Source organism: Corallococcus terminator, from assembly GCF_049194865.1.
GTDB lineage: Bacteria > Myxococcota > Myxococcia > Myxococcales > Myxococcaceae > Myxococcus > Myxococcus terminator_A.
In genome coordinates this window covers 109973-128625 of record NZ_JBLZWL010000109.1, presented here as the reverse complement: position 1 = coordinate 128625, position 18653 = coordinate 109973, and the positions used below count along the sequence as shown (strand labels likewise).

The following is an 18653-nucleotide window of genomic DNA, read 5'->3' as shown; positions in this document are numbered from 1 at the left end:
GTCATGAGCACCTCTCGTGTCGCCGTGGTGGGCGGAGGCATCGGTGGCCTCACCGCGGCGGGCCTGCTGGCGAAGGAAGGCCACGCGGTGACGCTGTTCGAGGGCGGGCCCTCGCTGGGTGGCAAGGCGCAGGCCGTCACCCTGGACGGAATCACGCTGGACACCGGGCCCACGTTGTTGACGTTGCCGGACCTGGTGCGCGGCACCTTCGAGAAGCTGGGCGCGCTCGACCTCCTGCCGACGCTCACCGAGCTGGAGCCGCAGTGCACCTATCGCTTCGCGGACGGGTGCGCCTTCACCGCGTACAAGGACATGGACCGCACCGCGGACAGCGCGGGTGAGGTGAAGCCGGTGGAGCGCAAGGGCATCCGCGGGTTCTACGCGGAGGCCGCCGCCATCTGGGGCGCCGCGGGTGAGCCGTACCTGGAGGCGCCCTTCGAGGGCATGGCCGGGTTCATGGGGCGCGTGGCTCGGCGGGGCATTGGCGCGGTGATGGCGGGAATGCAGCTGTCGTCCCTGCACGGCCTGGCGGTGAAGCACCTGCGCACCGAGCACCTGCAGCAGTACGTGGGCCGCTTCGCCACCTACGCGGGCGCGTCTCCGTACGAGGCGAGCGCGGCCTACGCGTTGATTCCGCACATCGAGCGCGCGTACGGCATCCACCATGCGCAGGGCGGCGTGGGTGCGCTCGTGGAGGCGCTGGGGCAGGCGGTGCGCAGGCTCGGCGTCACGGTGCATCTGAAGACCCGCGCCAGCTTCGCGCACACGAGCGAGGGCTACCGCGTGGGTCCCGGCGGGGACTCCTCGGCGTTCGACAGCGTGGTGGTGAACGCGGACCCGCTGGAGTCGCTGCGGCGCGGGGACGAGCCGCTCGCGCTCTCCGGGTTCGTGCTGTTGTTGGAGGTGGAGGGGCGTCCCTCGCTGCCTCACCACGCGGTGCTGTTCGGCGGCGACTATCGGCGCGAGTTCGATGAGCTGTTCAGCGGGGAGCTGGCGACGGACCCGACGGTGTACTTCTGCAACCCCACCGCGACGGACCCGACGATGTCGCCCTCGGGGCGCACGGGCCTGTTCGTCATGGTGAACGCGCCCTCGTTGCCGGTGGATGCGAAGGAGGCGGACGCGGCGGCGCGCGCCTGGGAGCTTCAGGCGGAGCGGGTGAAGGCGCAGATGTTCGAGAAGCTCTTCGCGCACTTCCCGGAGCTGAAGGGCCGGGTGCGAGTCATTGGCCAGCGCTCACCGGTGGACCTGGCCGCGCAGGGTGCGCCGGGGGGCTCCATCTACGGCTTCCTGCCGCACGGGAAGCTGGGGCCGTTTCGTCGTCCGCGCATCCGGGGCAACACGCCGGGCCTGTTCTTCGCGGGGGGCGGCACGCATCCGGGAGGTGGGGTGCCGTTGGTGATGCTGTCGGGGCGCTTCGCCGCGGAGATGGCCTCCGCGCATCTGCGGAGGGGCGCATGAACAGCCTGCGAGACATTCCCACGCTGCCCAGCAAGGCGGGGGCCTATCGTTGGTTCTACGCCGACGTGACGGCGGGGCCCTACAGCGCGGTGTGCATCTTCATGCTGGGCTCGCTCTTCTCGCCGCGCTATTCGGTGGCGGCGCGGCGGGGCGGCCGGCCCATGGAGCACAGCGCGGTGAACTTCGCGCTGTACCACGAGGGCGTGCGCCGCCTGTGGGTGCTGAGTGAGTACCCTCATGCCGAGGTGGAGTCGGCGGGGCGGCTGCGGATTGGCCGCTCGACGCTGACGTACGGAGAGGGTGGCACGGTGCGCATGGACGTGGAGGACTGGACGGCGCCCTGGGGTCGGCCCGTGAGCGCGCGCCTCACGCTGGAGCCGCTGACGCCGGTGGGCGAGGTGGTGCGGTTGATGCCCGAGCTGCCGCACTACTGGCAGGCCCTGGCGCCGCGCGCGCGGGCCCGGCTGGAGGTGTCCTCCCTCGGGGTGAAGGCGGAGGGGCTGGGCTACCACGACACGAACCACGGCGAGGAGCTGCTGGGCGAGCGGCTCGCGGGCTGGCACTGGGCGCGCACGCACCGCGAGGACGCGACGACGGTGGTGGACTACCACCTGCCGGATGGCGTGGCGCCGCTGCGGATGACGGCGTGTGAGCAGGGCGTGCGCTGTGAGCGTGGCCCGGGACCACTGACGCGGCCCACGGTCATCACCGGCTGGGGCCTGCGCGTGCCCTCGCGACTCCAGACGGGCAACGAGGAGGTGGGCGAGGCGCGGCTGCTGGAGTCCTCGCCCTTCTATGCGCGACTGGAGGCTCGCAAGGGCGCGCTGGACTGCATGGGTGAGGTGGCGGACTTCCGCCGCTTCCACTCGCCCTTCATCCGCTGGATGGCGCACTTCCGCACGCGGATGGGGACGGCGGCATGAGCGTCCCGGTTCTCCTGGGACTGGGCTGGGCCGTGCTCGCCACGGGCTTCAGCGGCGTCGCGCTCGCGCGCCTGCTTCGCATGCGTCGGGGCGCGGGGACCCGGCCAGTGAAGGGGCTCGACGCGGCGCCGTCCGTCGAGCCTCGCGACGCTCGGCCTTCGGTGTTGTTGCTGCGCCCGGTCGATGCGCCCACGCCTCGGGAGCTGGAGAACCTGGCCCTGCCCATCGAGTACTCGGGCGCGCTGGAGCAGGTCGTCGTGTCGCCCTACCGTCCTCGGCTCGCGCCCGGCGTGCGCTGGCTGCCGAGCGACCCGCTCACGCCCAACCGGAAGGTGGGCCACATCCTCTACGCGCTGGAGGTGCTCCCCACCGAGGGTCGCGTGGTCCTCTCCGTGGACGCGGATGTCGCGGTGACGGGCGCGCTCGTTGAGGGACTCGTGGCGCCGCTGGTCCGGGGCGCGGCGCTGAGCACGGCGGCCCCCACTCTGGTGGACGTGCGCGACGTCGCCGGGCGGGCCATGGCGGGCCTGCTGCGCTACACGCATCACAGCTTCCTCGCGCTGCACGTGATGAGCGCGGGCGCGAAGTCCGTGTGTGGCAAGGCGCTGGGGCTGTCTCCCGTGGCGATGGAGTCGCTCAAGTCCCTGGCCGACCACATCGGCGAGGACCTGGAGCTGTCGAAGCGCCTGCACGCGCGCGGCCTCGAAGTCGCGCTGAGCGACGCGCCCGCCGTGGTGCCCCTGGGTGACATCGGCGCGTGGGAGGTTCCCCTGTCCCGCTTCACGCGCTGGATGCGCGTGCTGGCCAGTCACCGCCCCGCGCTGTACCCCACCGTGCCGCTGCTCTTCACGCCCACCGTGCCGCTGGTGGTGCTGGCCGCCCTGCTGGGCTCGCCCGTGCTGTCCGTCGCGGTGGGGTCGCTCGTGGGCATGCGCGCGTTGCTCGCGCTCCGGCTCGCGGTGCTCGGCGCGCCTCGGGTGGAGGGCGTGCGCGACGCGGGCCTGGGGCGCGCTTCGACGGACTGGTTTTTGGGAGAGTCGCTGTTGCTGACGGCCTTCATCGTCTCCCTGGGTCGCCAGGGCATGGTGACCTGGCGGGGGCGCACGTACGCGCTCCTGCCGGGAGGCCGCATGGTCCGGGTGTCGCCGGAGCTGACGGGAGGACCTGGATGACCTACGCGCGTTTCCTCGGGCTGTTCGTTGTATTGCCCATCGTCTTCCTGCTGTGGCGCTACCGCCGCACCTTCACGGCGCGCACCCTGGCGCCCATGGGGCTGCTGCTCGTGGTCGTCTACGCGGCGACGTCGCCCTGGGACAACCTGGCGGTGAAGTGGGGCCTGTGGGGCTTCGATGAGAGCCGCATCTGGGGCATCAAGCTGGGCTACCTGCCGCTGGAGGAGTACCTGTTCTTCGGCCTCCAGACGCTCCTCGTGGGGCTGTGGGCGAGGGCCCGACTCGCCCGCGCACTGGCCCGGACGGAGCCCGCGCGGACCGCTCCCTCGGCGCCCACGGCTCCCTCCGAGCGCGCCCTGTCCCCGAGCGAGGTGTCGTCATGATGGAGACGCGCTGGGCCTACCTCATCCACCTGCTCGGCTGGACGCTGCCGCTCATCCTCTTCCAGACGGTGGTGCTGGTGCGCCACTACAAGGAGCGCTCCGGCGCGGTGCTGCGCGCGGTGCTCCTCCCCGCGTTCGTCATCGGCATCTACCTGGCGGTGGCCGACCACCTGGCCATCTCCACCGGCATCTGGAACTTCGGTGAGGGCCTGCACCTGGGCATCTACCTGGGGCTCGTTCCCCTGGAGGAGGTGCTGTTCTTCCTGCTGACCAGCGTGCTCGTGTCGCTGGGGCTGGCCCTCTTCACGGGCCTGGTGGAGCTCTTGACGAAGAAGGAGGCCGGGGCGTCGTGATTCCCGCGGCCAAGGGAGGCCCCTTCGGGTGGGCGCTGGACGCGTACATCGGGTGGAAGTTCCGCTCGGCGTTTCGCGGCCTCTGGGTGCGCGGAGAGCTGCCCGCCGCCGGCCCGGGGCGGCTGGTGTACCTGAACCACGCGAACTGGTGGGACGGCTTCATGCTGCACCAGCTCTCTCGGGTGGCGGGGTGGGACGCCTACTGCCTGATGGATGAGGAGAACCTGCGCCGCTACCCCTTCCTGGCGCGCATCGGCGCCTTCAGCATCCGTCGCAAGGACGCGGTGTCGTCGGTGCAGTCGCTGCGCTACGCGAAGGACCTGCTCAAGCGTCCTCGCGCCGCGCTGTATGTCTTCCCCGAGGGCGAGCACCGTCCCTTCGGCGAGCTGCCGCTGCGGTTGGAGCGCGGCGTGGAGTTGCTGGCGCGCGTGGCCAAGGTGGAGTGCGTGCCCATTGGCGTGCGCTACGCCTTCTTCGAGCACGAGCGTCCGGACGTCCTGCTGGAGGTGGGCACGCCGCACCCGCCCGGCTCGCTGGCCGTCTTCCAGCAGGGACTGGAGTCGGTGGTGCGCCGGCTCGCGGCGGTGACGACCCTGGAGGGCTTCTCGCGCAGGGTGTCCGGCGCGCGGGGCGTGGCGGAGCGCTGGGATGCCGCCCGAGGTGCGGGGCCATGATGCTGCGCATCCGCACCATCGCCCGGCTGACGGGCATCCGCGAGGCGACGCTGCGCGCGTGGGAGCGGCGCTACGGCTTCCCGCGCCCCCTGCGCTCGGAGGGCAACAACTACCGCGTCTATTCGCGCGAGGAGGTGGAGTCCATCCGCCGCGTGACGCGGCTCATCCAGTTGGACGGCATGGCGGTGAGCGAGGCCATCGCCCAGGTGCTCGCCACGCCCGTGAAGTCGATGCCCCGCGCGGAGCGGTTCCAGGAGCGCTTCTGGGCCGCCGTCATGCTGCTGGATGGCGACGAGGTGTCGCGCGTGCTCGACGAGGCGCAGGAGGCCATGGACGTGGATACCTACTGCGACGGCTTCTTGATGCCGCTCCTGCGGGAGATGAGCGCGCGGCTGGACGTCGCCCGTGAGCACCTGGCGTCTGGGTTCGTCCGCCAGCGGCTGCGGCAGGTGATGACGAGCCTGGAGAGCCCGGCGAACGGGCCGCGCGCGCTCCTGGCGTGCCCGCCCAAGGACTTCCACGAAGGGGGCCTCCTGGGCCTGGGCGTGCAGCTCAAGCGCAAGGGGTGGCGGGTGACGATGCTGGGGGCGGACACCCCGGCGGAGGCGCTGCGCTCCGCCTGCGAGCAGCTCCACCCGGACATGGTGGCGCTGTCCTTCGTTCAGGGGCGCGAACCGGACGAATTCATGACGCTGCTATCGGATGCGCTGCGAGCCTGCGCCCCCGCGCCCGTCGTGGTAGGAGGGCCCGGCGCTCGGGAGCACCTGAAGGCCACCTTCACGCTGGGCGCGCAGTATGCGGAGTCTTCTCAGGAGCTGATTGCCCTCTGGAGCCAGGTGCGAACCGCGCAGAATCGCCCCTGACCCGTATCGCCCATGGCCGAGCGTACCTACCGAATCCATGTCGCCGCGGAGCTGTCAGGGGTTCGGGTGGAGCTCATCCGGGCCTGGGAGCGTCGGTACGGGGTGCTCCAGCCCTTGCGCACGCCCGCTGGCTACCGCGTCTACACCGAGCGGGACGTCGCGCTCCTCAAGCGTCTCAAGAAGCTGACGGACGAGGGCGTCGCCATCAGCGAGGCGGCGAGGATGCTGCCCCAGCTGCTCGCGGAGCTGGACGCCGCTCCCGCCGCCGCCGAGGACGTCCAGGGCTCCGGCGCGGGCCTGGAGTTCTGGCGCGACGCCGCGCTGCTCGCGGCCCAGGCGTATGACCAGGGCGGCGTGTCCGCGGTGGTGGACGAGGTGCTGTCCGCGCTGCCCCCGCTCAAGGCGTTCGAGGGCGTGCTGGCGCCGCTCCAGCGCGAGGTGGGCGAGCGCTGGCACGCGGGCGAGTTGAGCGTGGCGCAGGAGCACCTGGTGACGCAGGTGGTGCGCGCCCGGCTGGTGAACCTGCTGCACGCGGCGCCGGACAGCGGACGGCGCCACGCGGTGCTGGCGTGCTTCCCGGACGAGGAGCACGAGCTGGGGCTCCTGGGCGTGGCGCTGCGCATGCGCCACGCGGGCTTCCGGGTGACGCTCCTGGGACAGCGGGTGCCCGCGCTGGATTTGGGGCGGGCGGTGGCGGAGCTGAAGCCGGAGCTGGTGGGCCTGTCCGCCATCAACAACCGGGGCGAGGGGCCGTTCCGCGACACGCTGTCCCAGCTCGTACGGGCGCTGCCTCGGGACGTGCCCGTGTGGGTGGGCGGCGCGGCGGCGGTGGCCCACTCGGACATCGTCGTCCGACTGGGCGCGCGGCTGTTCAGCGGCGGGGACGACTGGGCGAAGCTCCTGGAGGACTAGGGATGGGCGCCCGCGAGCGCTGGAGCAGCGCGATGCGGCCCTCGTCTCCGACGGCCCACGCGCGCTTGCCGGTGGACGACGTGGACACGGCGTGGAAGCCCTGGGTGCCCAGCGATATCCAGCTCTTCGCGCCGTCCACGGACAGCTCCGAGCCGGAGGGCCCCACGGTGATGAGCGTGGGCCCCGGCGCCCCGTGCACCAGCGCGACGCAGGAGCGGTAGCCCGCGGGCCTCGCGCCTCCGGGCACGCTCCACGTCTTGCCTCCGTCCCGCGTGAGGGCCAGGTTGCCGGTGGCGTCGTCGTGACGCTGGTGGTTGCCGCCCACGGCGATGCCGTCGGTGTCGCTCCAGAAGACGAGCGAGAAGACGCCGCCGCCCTCACCCTTGGACAGGGGCGTCGTCGCGGCACTCCACGACTTGCCTCCGTCCTTCGTGCGGAGCACGCGCGCCGCGGCGCCTCCCATGCCGAACCAGGCCTGCCCCGGCTTTCGCACGGCGATGCTGGTGCCGCTGGCCGCGAAGCCCGCCTCGCCGGGGAGCGCGGGAGGAAACGCGCTGGCGGGGAGCGGAGTCCAGGTGGCGCCGCCGTCGGACGTGGAGATGACGAGGAGGCGGCCCGCCACCGGGTCGCTGAAGGCCACGCCGTGCTGCTCGTCCCAGAACGCCATGCCGTCGAAGAAGGCGCCGGGCGTGGCGTTGGTGAACTGGAGCGCCCAGCGCTCGCCCCCGTCCACCGTCTTGTAGATGCGGGACTTGTCGCCCTCGCCGATGGAGAGCAGGTACGCGGTGGAGGCGCTGAAGGCATCCACGTCGCGGAAGTCCAGGGCCTCCGCGCCAGGCACGGTGCCTGCCTTCCACGTGAGACCTCCGTCAACAGTCCGGACGAAGGTCCCCTTGTCCCCGCTGGCCCAGGCCACCTGCCCGTCGACCGCGCTGACGCCGCGCAGGCGCACGGTGGTGTGGCTGTCCTGGGGCTCCCACTTCATGCCCACGTTCCCCAGCGACAGCAGCGTCGCCAACCCAATGGCTCCCGTCATCATGCCCGCGTCCTCCTCGCGGCCCGGGAGGCTAGCTCAGGGCTGGGGGTTGGCGAGCTGCTCGTTGGCCAGGGAGTTGTTGAAGACGGAGCTGTTGTAGAACTGCCGCGCCTCCTGGGCGTTGTCGCAGATGCGCGAGCACTTGTACGGACCCGCGACGTTGTTCGGGTCCCGGCAGTCGTTGGTGACGTGGCCGTTGGAGTCCTCGATGGGCGGTTGCAGCTCCACGCAGCCTGCCTGCAGGTGCTTCCAGCGCCAGTGGCTCAGACACGCCGGACCGCTGGTGTTCCAGCCCGCCTCGAACTGCATTCCCGCCGGGCCGGAGCCCTGGGTGGGCGGAGGGATGATGTTCGGCGTCAGCGCGTCCCACGGCTGGATGAGGGTGCCGTCCTGGGTGAAGGGCTGGCCGTTGCCGCAGTAGTCGGCGCGGGCCATGCGGGTGCAGGCCCAGTGGGCCTTCGTCACCGAGCCGGGGTTGACGCCATCCAGCCACGGCTTGTAGCCCCAGCGGTAGCACTTGGCGAGCACGCCCGGGTCGCACGCGAGCGTGAAGAGGGTGGTGCTCTCCGTGCGGTCGCCCGCCTTCGAGAAGGAGCCCTCCAGGGGCACCGTCCAGGCCCAGCCCACGGCGGGGTCCGCGCCCGTCGTGCACAGGTCCGAGTACGTCCCGGAGGAGGACCTGACCTGCAGGCGATAGAGGAAGGTGTCGCCGCTGTCATCCCAGATGCCGGGAGACTCGGGGATGGTGACGTTGGCCGCGTTGGTCGCGTTCTTGACCTCGATGACGGCGCCGTAGGTGGACGGCGATGAGCTCAACATCCGCGCGCCGATGAGCTGCTCACCGCGCAGGTCCTTGTACGTCGTCGGGAAGCGGCCTCCGCTGGCGCGCACCGACACGGTGGCGCCCTGGGTCGTCGTATAGGCCCCGGCCAGCACGGTGAAGATGCCGCTCCTGGGGCAGGTGAACTTCACCGAGGGACAGCTCCCGGAGAGGCACTGGAGGTCGGGCCCGACGCCGCCCACGCCCGTGCCCAGGTAGCCCGACTGCTCGAACTCGCAGGGCTTCTCTCCCGAGCAGACGCGCAGGATGGGGCGGCCCGTGCAGCTCCCCGCCGTGCCCGAGCACTCACCACTGGAGATGATGACCGACGTGTTCGGCGAACAGGTGCCCAGGCCCTCCACGCGGAAGCCACAGCTTCGCTCGGGGCCTGTTCCACGCGGGATGCACTGCGAGAGGCTGGGCGTGGTGCCCGACAACTCCAGGTTGATGCGGGCGACCAGCTCGCCCTGAAAGATTCGCAGCGTCGCGTCGCGGCGGACGCCGGCGTTCACCACGGACGCTCCCGTGTAGGCGGCGGACGCGATGGACGAGCCGTGCAGTTGCGTGCCCTGGGAGTGGGAGTCGTCGTTCCCAGCAAGGAAGGCCTGGGACTCCAGCGGGGACGTCGTGTCCTCGGGGGCCAGGGGCCCGCATGCGGCGAGGAGACAGAGACAGACACTCGATTGCAACAGTCGCGAGATGGCGCTCATGAAGGGGACCTCGGTTTCGTTCAAGGCAGACCGGCGTCCCTAGAGCATGTCGTATGCCACGGACACTTCCGCGCACACCTCGGGTGGAGGGTGGGCGAAGCCCCGGGTGGCGGTGGGAGGTGGCGATTCTGGCCGGCAAGACTTGCCGGGGTCCGGCGAGGGTTGCCGGTTCAGGGGCGCGGCGTGGCGCAGACGCGCAGGCCGATGAGGGCTTCGCGCTGTGTGGGCTCCACGCGGTCCCGGTTGGCGGTGTGGGCGGTGAGGTCGCTCTGGTACCAGCTTCCGCCCTGCGCGGAGGGCTTGGAGGGGTCCACGCTGGAGCGGGTCCACTCCCAGACGTTGCCCGCCAGGTCGTCCACGCCGAAGGGGCTGCGCGAGCGCGGGTGGCTGCCGACCTCATCGGGCCCGAAGCCTCCGGGTTCTCGGCCGTACGTCACGTCGTGGTTGGCGTCGTCCGGGGACAGCCAGTCACCCGCCGGGTAGCGTCGTCCGTCCGCGCCCCGGGCCGCGCGCTCCCACTCGTGCTCCGTGCAGATGCGAGCCCCGGGGACCTGGCCGGTGCGGTCCAGCCAGGCCACGTAGGCCTCCGAGTCTTCGAAGGAGATGGCGGACACCGGGAAGCGCAGCCAGTCCTGCTCACGGCGGCGGTCTCGTGTGTCGTAGCGCAGCCGTTCTCCATTGAGGACGCTGTAGCTGGCGGAGGCGGGCCGCAGGTTGAAGCGCCAGCGTCCGTTCGGTTCCCGGTTCAGGTCCACCACGGTGAGCCGCCGTCGTGAGCCCGGCATGCGCGCGGCGCGCTCCTCGGGCGACAGCGTCTCCAGGAAGGCGATGTACTGGCCGAACGTCACCTCGTGCCGGGCGATGAGATACGCGCCGGTCTCCAGTTCGTGCAGGGGCGGGGAGAAGAAGAAGGCCCGGCGCAGGTATTCGCTCTCGGACGCGCCCTGGAGGAAGCGGCCGGGAGGCACGTACACGAAGCCCTCGGGGACGGCGGAGGCCTCGGGCAGGGCGAGGTCCAGCGTGAGGGACTCGCCTGTGCGCACCATGATGGGGGCTCGCACGGGGAAGCGACCCGGGGCCTCGACCAACAACAGATGGGAGCCCTCGGCCAGCTCCACCTCACGCAGCGGCGTCTGGCCCAGGTCCTGGCCGGAGTTGGTCGATGGCGAAGGTGATGCGGAGGGTCGCGCTGTGTCGTGCGTCTGGCCAAGGAGCTGGCCGGCGGCGTCCTCGTCACCGGCGGTGGCCTTCAGCAGCCGCACCCGTGCACCGGGCGGCGAGGTGATGATGGAGATGCGCGCGGGAGCCACCAGCTTCCGCTGGCGCAATCCGGACGTGTCGTAAGCGGCGAGGCGTGCGAGCAACTGGGCGCGAAGCTCGGGCTGTCGTTGTCGGTCGGCCCGCTCCGCGCGCTCGGCGAGCAGGTCCGCGAGCGGCTCGTTCACCCGAGGGCTCCCCGGGTCCAGGCCCCAGGCCGTCTCCAGCGCGGCCTGGGCTCGCAGCGAGAGGGTCTCCACCGCCTGCTCTTCCTCCTGGACGCGCGTCCACAGCGCCTCGGCGGCCTCGCGGCGCTCGGGGCCTGGCGTGTCGAAGAGGGTGAGCGACTCCTGGCGCAGTCGCTGTGTTGTGGAGTCCTTCTCGCGCGCCTCGTCGCGGTGCCTTCGTGCCTCGTCCAGATGGTGGGCGATGCGCGCTTCGAGCTGCGCGCGCGACTGCACCCGGGTGACAGCCACCACGGCCAGCAGCGCGAGCGGCGCGGCGATGGCCACCGTCCAGCGCCCGGCCCGACGACGGCGGACCGTCTGGTGCGAGCGGGCGAGGAAGTCCTCCTGCCGCGCTCCCTCGGGGAGCACTCCGGCGACGCGAGTCTCCGTGAGCTGCCGCTCCGCGTAGAGCAGCTCGGCGGGGTGGCCCAGTCGCTCCCACTCCGCGGCGGCGCGAGCGAGTCGGTGACGGATGGCGCGGCGCTGCTCGTCCTGCCCCAGCCACCCGCGCAGCGTGTCCCAGCCCGTCAGCAGGCTCTCGTGCGCGAGCGTGTAGACGCCCTCGCCGCTCTCTGCCTCGCCCGCCGTGAGCAGTCGACCGCGCACCAGTCCATCCAGCACCGCGCGACCGTTTTCATCGTGAGGCCCTCGCAGCAGCTCCTCACGGGTGCGGCGCAGGCGCGTGCCCTCGGGGGTGACCAGCTCCAACAGCAGCTCTCGCGCGCGGGGACGTTGTTCCGGTCGGAGCTTGTCCACCACCGCGTCCGCGTGGCGAGCCAGCGCGCCCTCGACACCCCCGAGTGAAGTCAGCGCCTCTGAGGGAATGACGCCCCGGGCGACATCGCGGGCTTCCCACAGCGCTTCCAACGCGAACTGCAACATCGGGAGTCCACCGTCGGCGCGCGCGGCGGACGTGACGAGCGCGTCGACCAGGGCAGGGGACTCGAAGCGAACGCCCAGCGCGCGGGCGGGGCCCTCCACGGCCTCGCGCAGGCCTCGCTCGGACAGGGCGCGCACGAGGTACAGCGCGCGAGGAAGCTCGTCCCCCAGGCCCGGCAAGGCGACCAGCCGCGTGAGGCAGTCGCTGCGCGCGGTGGCCAGCACGCGGATGCGAGGAACGCGGTGCAGCGCCAGGGCCAGCTCCTCGGCGAGTCGCGAGGCCTGGGCGGGCTCGGAGAAGGTGACGAGCTCCTCGAGCTGGTCGATGAAGAGGAGCACCGGAGCAGCGCCCGAGGGACGACGGCGCAGGGCTCGCGCGAGCGCGCCGGGTTCCTCGGTGGCGAGCTGCGCGAGGAGCGCATCGGGGCCCTCGTCGAGCACGGGAGCGAGCGCCTCCACCAGCGCTTCCAGAGGCTGTCGCCCAGGAGTCCACGAGACGATGTTCCACGCGGGGCCGTCGTCGCCGCGTCCCGCGCTGGCGATGGTGGGCAGCACTCCGGCGCGACACAGCGACGACTTGCCGACGCCCGAGTCACCCGCGAGCAGGACGAAGCGCTCGCCGCGCAGCCGGTCCATCACCTCGCGCAGCTCGGCCTCGCGGCCGAAGAAGACGCCACGGTGCTCGGCCTCGAAGGCGCGCAGTCCGCGATAGGGATTGCCGGAGGGCAGGGGACTGGTGTGCGTCGAGTGGGCCAGTGCCTCCAGCGCCTCGCGCAGCGCGTCTCCAGACTCGAAGCGTTGCTCGGGGGCCAGCGCCAGGCAGCGGTCCACGACGGCGGCCAGTCCAGGAAGAAGGTCCAGGTCCTGCTCGACGAGAGGGCGCGGGCGCTGCTCCAGCACGGCGCGCTTGAGCTCGGACAGGGGCACGTGCTCGTGGGGCGCGCTGCCGGTGCACAGCTCGTGGAGGAGCACGCCCAGCGCGTAGATGTCGCTGGCCCGACTGGCGGACTCACCGCGCCAGAGCTCGGGCGCGAGATAGAGCGGCGTGCCCGGCACGGTGAGCGTGAGGGTTGCAGCCCCACGGTGCGCGGTGGGCACTCCGTCCCAGGCACCACCGGGAGCCGATTCATCGCGGGGACTCGCGACCTCGCCGGGGCCCGTCCGTGGATTCGGTGCGCCGCTGCTGGCCTCGTGCTCGGAGGACGCTGCGTCACCCGGGGAGGGCAGGGGGCGCGTCTCCGCCCGTGGCCCTCGCGCAGTGTCCTCGCCAGCGCGTGCCTCGAAGGGATGAGTTTCTCCCCGTGGCTCGCGCGTCACATCATCAACGCCAGGAGGTGAGCTGGGACGTGTCTCTGCCTGCCGAGGGGTCGAGGCGGCATCGCCCGATGGCGACATGGGACGCGTCTGCACCTGTGCCTTCGGCGCGGTGACTCCGCGAGCGCCCTCCGCGTCATCTCCTCGCCCCGTGTCGAGCGTAGCGCGCGGTGCCTCCCGTCCCGAGTCACGTACTTCCCGAGGACTCGTCGCGCCCGTCCACGCCAGCGCGCGCGGACCGTCCTCCTCCGTCCACGACTCCGCGAGCCCGAAGTCGAGCAGCTTCACCTCGCCCTCTTCGGAGAGGATGGCATTGGCGGGCTTGATGTCGCGGTGCAGGACACCGCACCGGTGCGCCGCCGCGAGCCCTCGCGCCAACCCCAGCCCCAGCCCCAGCACCTGTCGCCCGTCCATCGGCTTGCGCAGCGTGTCCAGCGGCTCGCCACGGATGAGCTCGGACACCAGATACGGCTGGCCGCGCACCTCGCCCACGCGGTGGATGGCCACCACGTTGGGGTGCTGGAGCCGGGCAATCGCCCGCGCCTCCTGGAAGAACCGCGCGCGCGCCACCGCGTCCGGCAGTCGCCCCGCGGGCGTCGCGATGAACTTCACCGCCACCAGCCGGTCCAGCAGCGTGTCGCGCGCGAGGAAGACCTGTCCCATGGCGCCGCGCCCCAGGGGGCGGAGCACCTGGTACTCCTCGAACTCGCGGGGGGGCTCCAGCAGCCCGGGAGGCGCACTCATTCCGGCGAGCTGCCTCGGCGCGCGGTGCGAGGTTGCAGTCCCAGTTGCTTCAGCTTGAAGGAGAAGGTCCGGATGGGCATGCCGATGAGCGCCGCCGCTCGCGTCTGCACCCCCTCCGCCGCCTCCAGCGCCTCCTGCATCCTGCGCCGCTCCAGCTCACGAATCTCCTGCGCCAGCGGCTGCTGCTGGGGCCGATGCGTCGAGGTCGGCGCCTGCGCCAGCTCCGACACCACGGGCTCCGCCTGCGCCACCGTCCGTCCTCCCGCCATGCGCGCCGGCAGGTGATGCGGCTCCACCACGTCCCCCGTCACCGCCGCCGCCACGTAGTCCATCAGGTTGCGCAGCTCGCGCACGTTGCCCGGCCACGAGTGCCGCGACAGCGCGTGCAGCGTGCCCGACGCCAGCTCCAGCCCGCCGCGCCCCAGCGCCACACAGGCCCGCTCCAGGAAGTCGCGCGCGAGCATGGGCACCTCACGAGGCCGCTCGCGCAATGGCGGCAGCAGCACCGTGGCCGCGCCCAGCCGGAAGTACAGGTCCTGCCGGAAGCGCCCCGCCGAGACCTCCGCCTCCAAGTCCCGATGTGTGGCGGCCACCACGCGGATGTCGATGGGCCGCTCCCGCGTGTCGCCCACGCGGGTGATGCGACGCACCTCCAGCGCGCGCAGCAGCTTGGCCTGCGCGGACGCGGGCAGCTCGCCCACCTCGTCCAGGAACACCGTGCCGCCCTGCGCGCTCTCCAGCAACCCCGCGCGCGACGTGGTGGCCCCCGTGAAGGCCCCGCGCTCGTGGCCGAACAGCTCGCTCTCCACCAGGCCTTCGGGAAGCGCGGCGCAGTTGACGGGGACGAAGGGCCCGGAGGTCCGACGAGACCAGTGGTGCACCGCGAAGGCGGCGTTCTCCTTGCCCGCGCCCGTCTCGCCGCACACCAGCACCGGCAGCTCGCTGGCCGCCAGCCTGCGCAGGAGCGCGTACAGCTGCGCCATCGCCGGGTCCGCCACCAGCACCGTGCGCTCGGCCAGCGTCACGCGGGTGATGCCCTCCGCCGCCGAGGCGAAGCCCCCTGGTGCCGCGGTCCGCGCGGCCGTGCGCGCCGCGGCCACCAGCGTCTCCGCGTCACAGCCATCCGAAGGACACGTGGCGACGCCCAGCCGCGCGCGAGGACTCGCGCTCAAGAGCGCCTCCACGCGCTCGCCCAGCCCCTCCTCGCCCGGCTCTCCGGAGACCTCTGGCAACAGCCACAGCAGGTGCTCACCGTCCAGCCAACCCGCGGCCTCGGCGGGCCCCGCGTCGGAGCCCAGCACCGCCTCCACCGCCTCGCGCTCGGAGGGGTCCTGCTCCGCCAGCGCGAGCGTCAGCACCGTGAGCGGTCGGCCGTAGCGCAGCGCGCGCTCCACCTCCTCGCGCAGCTGCCCCATCAACCGCTCCGCGTCGAGCGCCCGGCGCGCCGGCATGGGACGGCGCTTCGCGCGCACCACCGCCACCACCGCGCCGAAGGAGACCACGTCCCCGGACAACAGCGGCCGGGCGTCGTCGAGCGGGCGCCCGTTGAGCGACGTCCCGTTCTGGCTGCCCAGGTCCACCACGCGCGCGCCCTCGTCCGTCACCAGGATGCGGGCGTGACGGCGAGACACGCTCTCGTCCTTCAGCTTCAGGTCCGCCTTGTCGTCGCGGCCCACCAGCACCACGCCCTCGGCCGGCAGCGGAAAGCGCCACGACGACTCGCCCTCCAGCACCAGCAGGTACGCGGCGCCCGCCCCGGAGGGCTCCGAGGGGATGCCGATGGGGCGGGTGTCTCGAACACTGGGAGTCGGAGCGGACATCGAGCGGACGTCCATGCTGGCACGCTCGCGTCGAGTCGGGCAACCCAGGGGCTCCGTGGAAACAAGGAGCCGCCTGGGGCCCGAGCGCAGGATGCTCACTTGCGCAGCGTCACGGGCAGCCGCTCTCCTGCCCTGGAGAGGTAGACGCGAGAGGTGCGACGTCCCCCCTCGTTCTTGGGACGCACCACGGCCTGCCCCCGCAGGCCCTTCACGCGCAAGAGCGAGGTCAGCAGCTCCGCCTGGGCGTCTCCGTCGTCGTGCTCCACCTCCAGCGTGCACAGGTGCGTGCGGCACTCCACGCGCGCCAGCCGCGAGCCCACGAAGTCCGGCCCCTGGAAGGATTGGGTGACGAGCGACTCGGTGGGTGACGCCCACTGCGTGTCTCGAGGCTCCGTGTTCGCGGCGACCTCCAGCTCCGCGTCCAGCTCCATCACCCGCTCCTGGCGCCGTTGCTCCTGGGTGGCCCGTTGCTCTTCCTGGGTGGGCGCGGTGTCCCGACCCTCGGAGTCCCCCTCCTTCGCGGTGGCGTCCCCCACGGGGAGCACCGGCGCGGCGTGCGGGTGCTGCTCCAGGCGGCCCTGATTGCGTCGCAGGGCCTCCAGCTCCGCGCGCAGCGCGCGCACTTCCTGCTCCAGGCCCGCTGGAGGTCCGGTGCGAACCTCCGCGACAGTCGTCGTCGGCACGCCCGGCGTGGGCGCGTCCCCCTTCAGACTCCACACTCCGGCGGCGGCCACGGTGGCTCCGGCCAACCCCAGGACTCCCCAGCGGACCTTGGACATGGTGGCTACTCCGCGATGTAGAAGCTGGAGAGCGCGGTGTTGTGACCGGCGTAGGGACCCGGCAGCTCGCAGCGCAGCGCGATGAAGCCGTTCACGGACGCGAACACCGTCGCCAGGTTGAGGGAGATGCTCTTCGCGGTGGCGGTGTCGGCGCCGGAGGTGCAGCCGGAGTCGGAGGCGATGGCCGTACCGTCGGGCTCCGTCACCGTCGCGGTGCAGCACACGTTCTCGGTGAGGTGCGGATCCCGAACCGTGATGAGGAACGAGGCGTTCTCGTTGAACGTGGGGGCGACGACGTTGCGCTGCACGGGACAGACAACCTCGATGGCCTCGCCGGTCTGGTTGATGAGCCGGCCGCTGCGGAAGATGCTGGGCGCCTTGAAGCCCGACACGGACGTGCACAGCGCGCCCGCGTACGTCGCGGTAGCTGCCACGGAGGGCAGCGCACCGAGCAGCGCGAGAGCAGCCACCGACCTCTTGAACGTGTTCTTCATCATGGGAGTTTCCTTGTCGTGCGCGCCGCCCTCGAGATGTCGCGTCATGCGCAAACCCGGGCAGCGTGCTGAGACAGGGAAGAGCAACGAAGATGCCAGCGCCCTCCGGCCCGCTTCCCGGGCGAAGGGGCTCGTCACTCCGGCAGGAGTTGCCGCGCGGCGCGGTTTTCGGAACGGCAACGCTTGCCGTCCCCGGCCAACCTTGCCGGGGTGGACATGACGAAGCCCCGGCCACGTGACGGGCGCCGGGGCTCCGGGTGTCTCGACCCGGGGTGGGCTACTTCGCGGTGGAGCGCAGCGCGACCTGGCCCTGCGACTGGAGCGCCGGAGGCGAGGCGTTCAGCGCGCCCAGGTACAGCCGCCCGTGGAAGCCGTCCGGCCGAGTCTCACCGAAGAGCTGCACGCCCGGGTTCACCTTGGAGAGCTGCAGCGCCTCGTTCGTCGGGCTGATGGCGAAGACGTTGCACTCCACGTCCTCCCAGACGCTGTAGCGGCAGGAGAACTGGGTGCCGCGCTTGAAGCCGATGTCGAGGGCGCGCACGGAGCTGGGCAGGGCGCGGAACACGCGCGCGCCCATCGGCTCGAAGTCACCGTCCCAGTCGACCTTGGCGGTGCGCGCATGCACGCTGCCGGTGAGCACCAGCGTCCACGACTGGGGGCGCTTGGACTGGAAGGCGAGCAGGTTCTTGGCCATCAGCGCCTCGCGCTCGTTGCCCTGGACCTTCTCTCCGTCGATGGCGGCCAGGGCCACGTCCTTGCCGGAGGCGCGCAGGCGGCGCACCTGCTCGACGAGCCACAACATGGCGCGGCTGCTGCGCCCGTCCTGATACACGCGGCGCCAGAAGGCGCTCTCCGACAGCAGCTCCTGCGCGTCCTCGGACTTGCCCTCGCTGGCGAGGTAGCGCTCCAGCAGCGGCTGCTCGGAGACGGGCACCGACAGGGCCAGCGTCACCGGCAGCCCCTGGGCGGTGGCCTCGCACAACATCCGCAGCGCCATGGACGGCACCTCCTGGGTGCCCAGCGGGTCGGCGACGAACAGCACCTGCCCCGCGGTCAGCAGGGGACTGGCGCCGTCCACGGTCGCGCCGCACTCCGCCGCGCTGACCGTGCCCGCCTCGCCGCTCTCACCCCAGCCCTCCAGCATCACCGAGCGCATGGGCACGGGCGCGTTGCCGCCCACCAGCTCCAGCGCCGGCACCATCTCCAGCCGCTCCAGGAGCTGGCGCTCGATGCCCAAATCGCGCACGCCGCGCACCATCCGGAAGCGCTCCATGCCCGGGGCGCTCGGGAAGGGGTCCGCGAGCGCCACTTGCTGGCGGAGGCCCTGCGCGTTCGTCTCCGTCCGGAAGGCCTCCATCCGCGCATCCAGGGGGTTGGAGCTCTGGTCGGAGAGCAGGTCCCTGTTGGTCGAGCCCGCCAGGCGGGGCCCCTGCTCGACGACGTTCTCCATCTCGTTGTAGCTGAGGCGGAAGACGCGGACGAGCGTCTTGCGAGGCCCCAGCCGCTCGCCCTTGACGTAGTAGCGCTCGATGGTGCGCAGGTTCTTTTGGTTCTTCCCCGGCTCGTGCGCCGAGGAGAACAGCTCCAGCCCGCCTTCCTTCTCCAGCACGTCGTAGCGCTCCGACTCCAGGATGCGCCGGGCCGTCATCATCGCGTCCTCGACGGGCACCAGGTACACCGTCTCCTCGACAGGGGTCTCGAACTCGCCCGTCTCCGGGTTGATGTTCGCCCCGAGCGGCCGGGTGAGCGTGGCGCACCCCGTGAGCAGCAACCCCAGCATCAGTCCGTACCGGCGCATCGTGACTCCCTGTCCCGGGCGCGGAAGCAGCCCG

Annotated in this window: 15 protein-coding genes; 8 read left to right on the top strand and 7 right to left on the bottom strand. The window is 72.0% G+C overall.

Annotated features, from left to right (window positions below; translation table 11 throughout):
* Positions 1-3: 3 nt before the first annotated feature.
* The 8 genes from ACN469_RS33215 to ACN469_RS33180 are packed head-to-tail and all read left to right on the top strand — an operon-like array spanning position 4 to position 6741.
* Positions 4-1461 carry a phytoene desaturase family protein gene (locus tag ACN469_RS33215; protein WP_498774551.1) on the top strand — a complete coding sequence of 486 codons (1458 nt, stop codon included), beginning with the start codon at positions 4-6 and terminating at the stop codon, positions 1459-1461.
* Positions 1458-2384, top strand: coding sequence for a carotenoid 1,2-hydratase family protein (locus ACN469_RS33210; protein WP_498774549.1), 927 nt, complete (start codon positions 1458-1460; stop codon positions 2382-2384). Before ACN469_RS33215 ends, ACN469_RS33210 begins: the two co-directional genes overlap by 4 nt.
* Complete coding sequence (locus ACN469_RS33205; RefSeq protein ID WP_498774547.1) at positions 2381-3556, top strand: glycosyltransferase; 1176 nt, start codon at positions 2381-2383, stop codon at positions 3554-3556. Before ACN469_RS33210 ends, ACN469_RS33205 begins: the two co-directional genes overlap by 4 nt.
* Positions 3553-3939, top strand: coding sequence for a lycopene cyclase domain-containing protein (locus ACN469_RS33200; protein WP_498774545.1), 387 nt, complete (start codon positions 3553-3555; stop codon positions 3937-3939). The genes ACN469_RS33205 and ACN469_RS33200 overlap by 4 nt, the downstream gene beginning before the upstream one ends.
* Positions 3936-4292, top strand: a complete 357-nt coding sequence (locus ACN469_RS33195) for a lycopene cyclase domain-containing protein (RefSeq protein ID WP_498774544.1) — start codon at positions 3936-3938, stop codon at positions 4290-4292. Before ACN469_RS33200 ends, ACN469_RS33195 begins: the two co-directional genes overlap by 4 nt.
* The gene (locus ACN469_RS33190) at positions 4289-4966 is read left to right on the top strand and encodes a lysophospholipid acyltransferase family protein (RefSeq protein ID WP_498774542.1); all 678 of its coding nucleotides are present in this window, start codon (positions 4289-4291) and stop codon (positions 4964-4966) included. The genes ACN469_RS33195 and ACN469_RS33190 overlap by 4 nt, the downstream gene beginning before the upstream one ends.
* Positions 4963-5829 (top strand): MerR family transcriptional regulator, encoded by an 867-nt coding sequence (locus ACN469_RS33185; protein WP_498774540.1) that lies wholly within the window; start codon positions 4963-4965, stop codon positions 5827-5829. Before ACN469_RS33190 ends, ACN469_RS33185 begins: the two co-directional genes overlap by 4 nt.
* A 12-nt stretch (positions 5830-5841) precedes the next feature.
* On the top strand, positions 5842-6741 hold the full coding sequence (locus ACN469_RS33180; protein WP_498774538.1) for a MerR family transcriptional regulator: 900 nt from the start codon (positions 5842-5844) through the stop codon (positions 6739-6741).
* Here ACN469_RS33180 and ACN469_RS33175 read toward each other — a convergent pair.
* From ACN469_RS33175 to ACN469_RS33145, 7 genes are all read right to left on the bottom strand, one after another.
* Positions 6701-7780: a WD40/YVTN/BNR-like repeat-containing protein gene (locus tag ACN469_RS33175; RefSeq protein WP_498774536.1), complete on the bottom strand. Its 1080-nt coding sequence runs from the start codon at positions 7778-7780 to the stop codon at positions 6701-6703. The genes ACN469_RS33180 and ACN469_RS33175 overlap by 41 nt on opposite strands.
* Positions 7781-7813: 33 nt before the next feature.
* Positions 7814-9307, bottom strand: coding sequence for an ADYC domain-containing protein (locus tag ACN469_RS33170; RefSeq protein ID WP_498774534.1), 1494 nt, complete (start codon positions 9305-9307; stop codon positions 7814-7816).
* A gap of 170 nt (positions 9308-9477) precedes the next feature.
* Positions 9478-13728 carry an nSTAND1 domain-containing NTPase gene (locus ACN469_RS33165; protein ID WP_498774532.1) on the bottom strand — a complete coding sequence of 1417 codons (4251 nt, stop codon included), beginning with the start codon at positions 13726-13728 and terminating at the stop codon, positions 9478-9480.
* On the bottom strand, positions 13725-15548 hold the full coding sequence (locus ACN469_RS33160) for a sigma 54-interacting transcriptional regulator (protein ID WP_498774530.1): 1824 nt from the start codon (positions 15546-15548) through the stop codon (positions 13725-13727). Before ACN469_RS33160 ends, ACN469_RS33165 begins: the two co-directional genes overlap by 4 nt.
* Before the next feature lie 95 nt (positions 15549-15643).
* Positions 15644-16327, bottom strand: coding sequence for a hypothetical protein (locus ACN469_RS33155; protein ID WP_498774528.1), 684 nt, complete (start codon positions 16325-16327; stop codon positions 15644-15646).
* Positions 16328-16332: 5 nt separating this feature from the next.
* Entirely contained in the window at positions 16333-16824 is a 492-nt protein-coding gene (locus ACN469_RS33150) for a hypothetical protein (RefSeq protein ID WP_498774526.1), read from the bottom strand.
* A gap of 274 nt (positions 16825-17098) precedes the next feature.
* Positions 17099-18619: a hypothetical protein gene (locus ACN469_RS33145; protein ID WP_498774524.1), complete on the bottom strand. Its 1521-nt coding sequence runs from the start codon at positions 18617-18619 to the stop codon at positions 17099-17101.
* Positions 18620-18653: the final 34 nt, after the last annotated feature.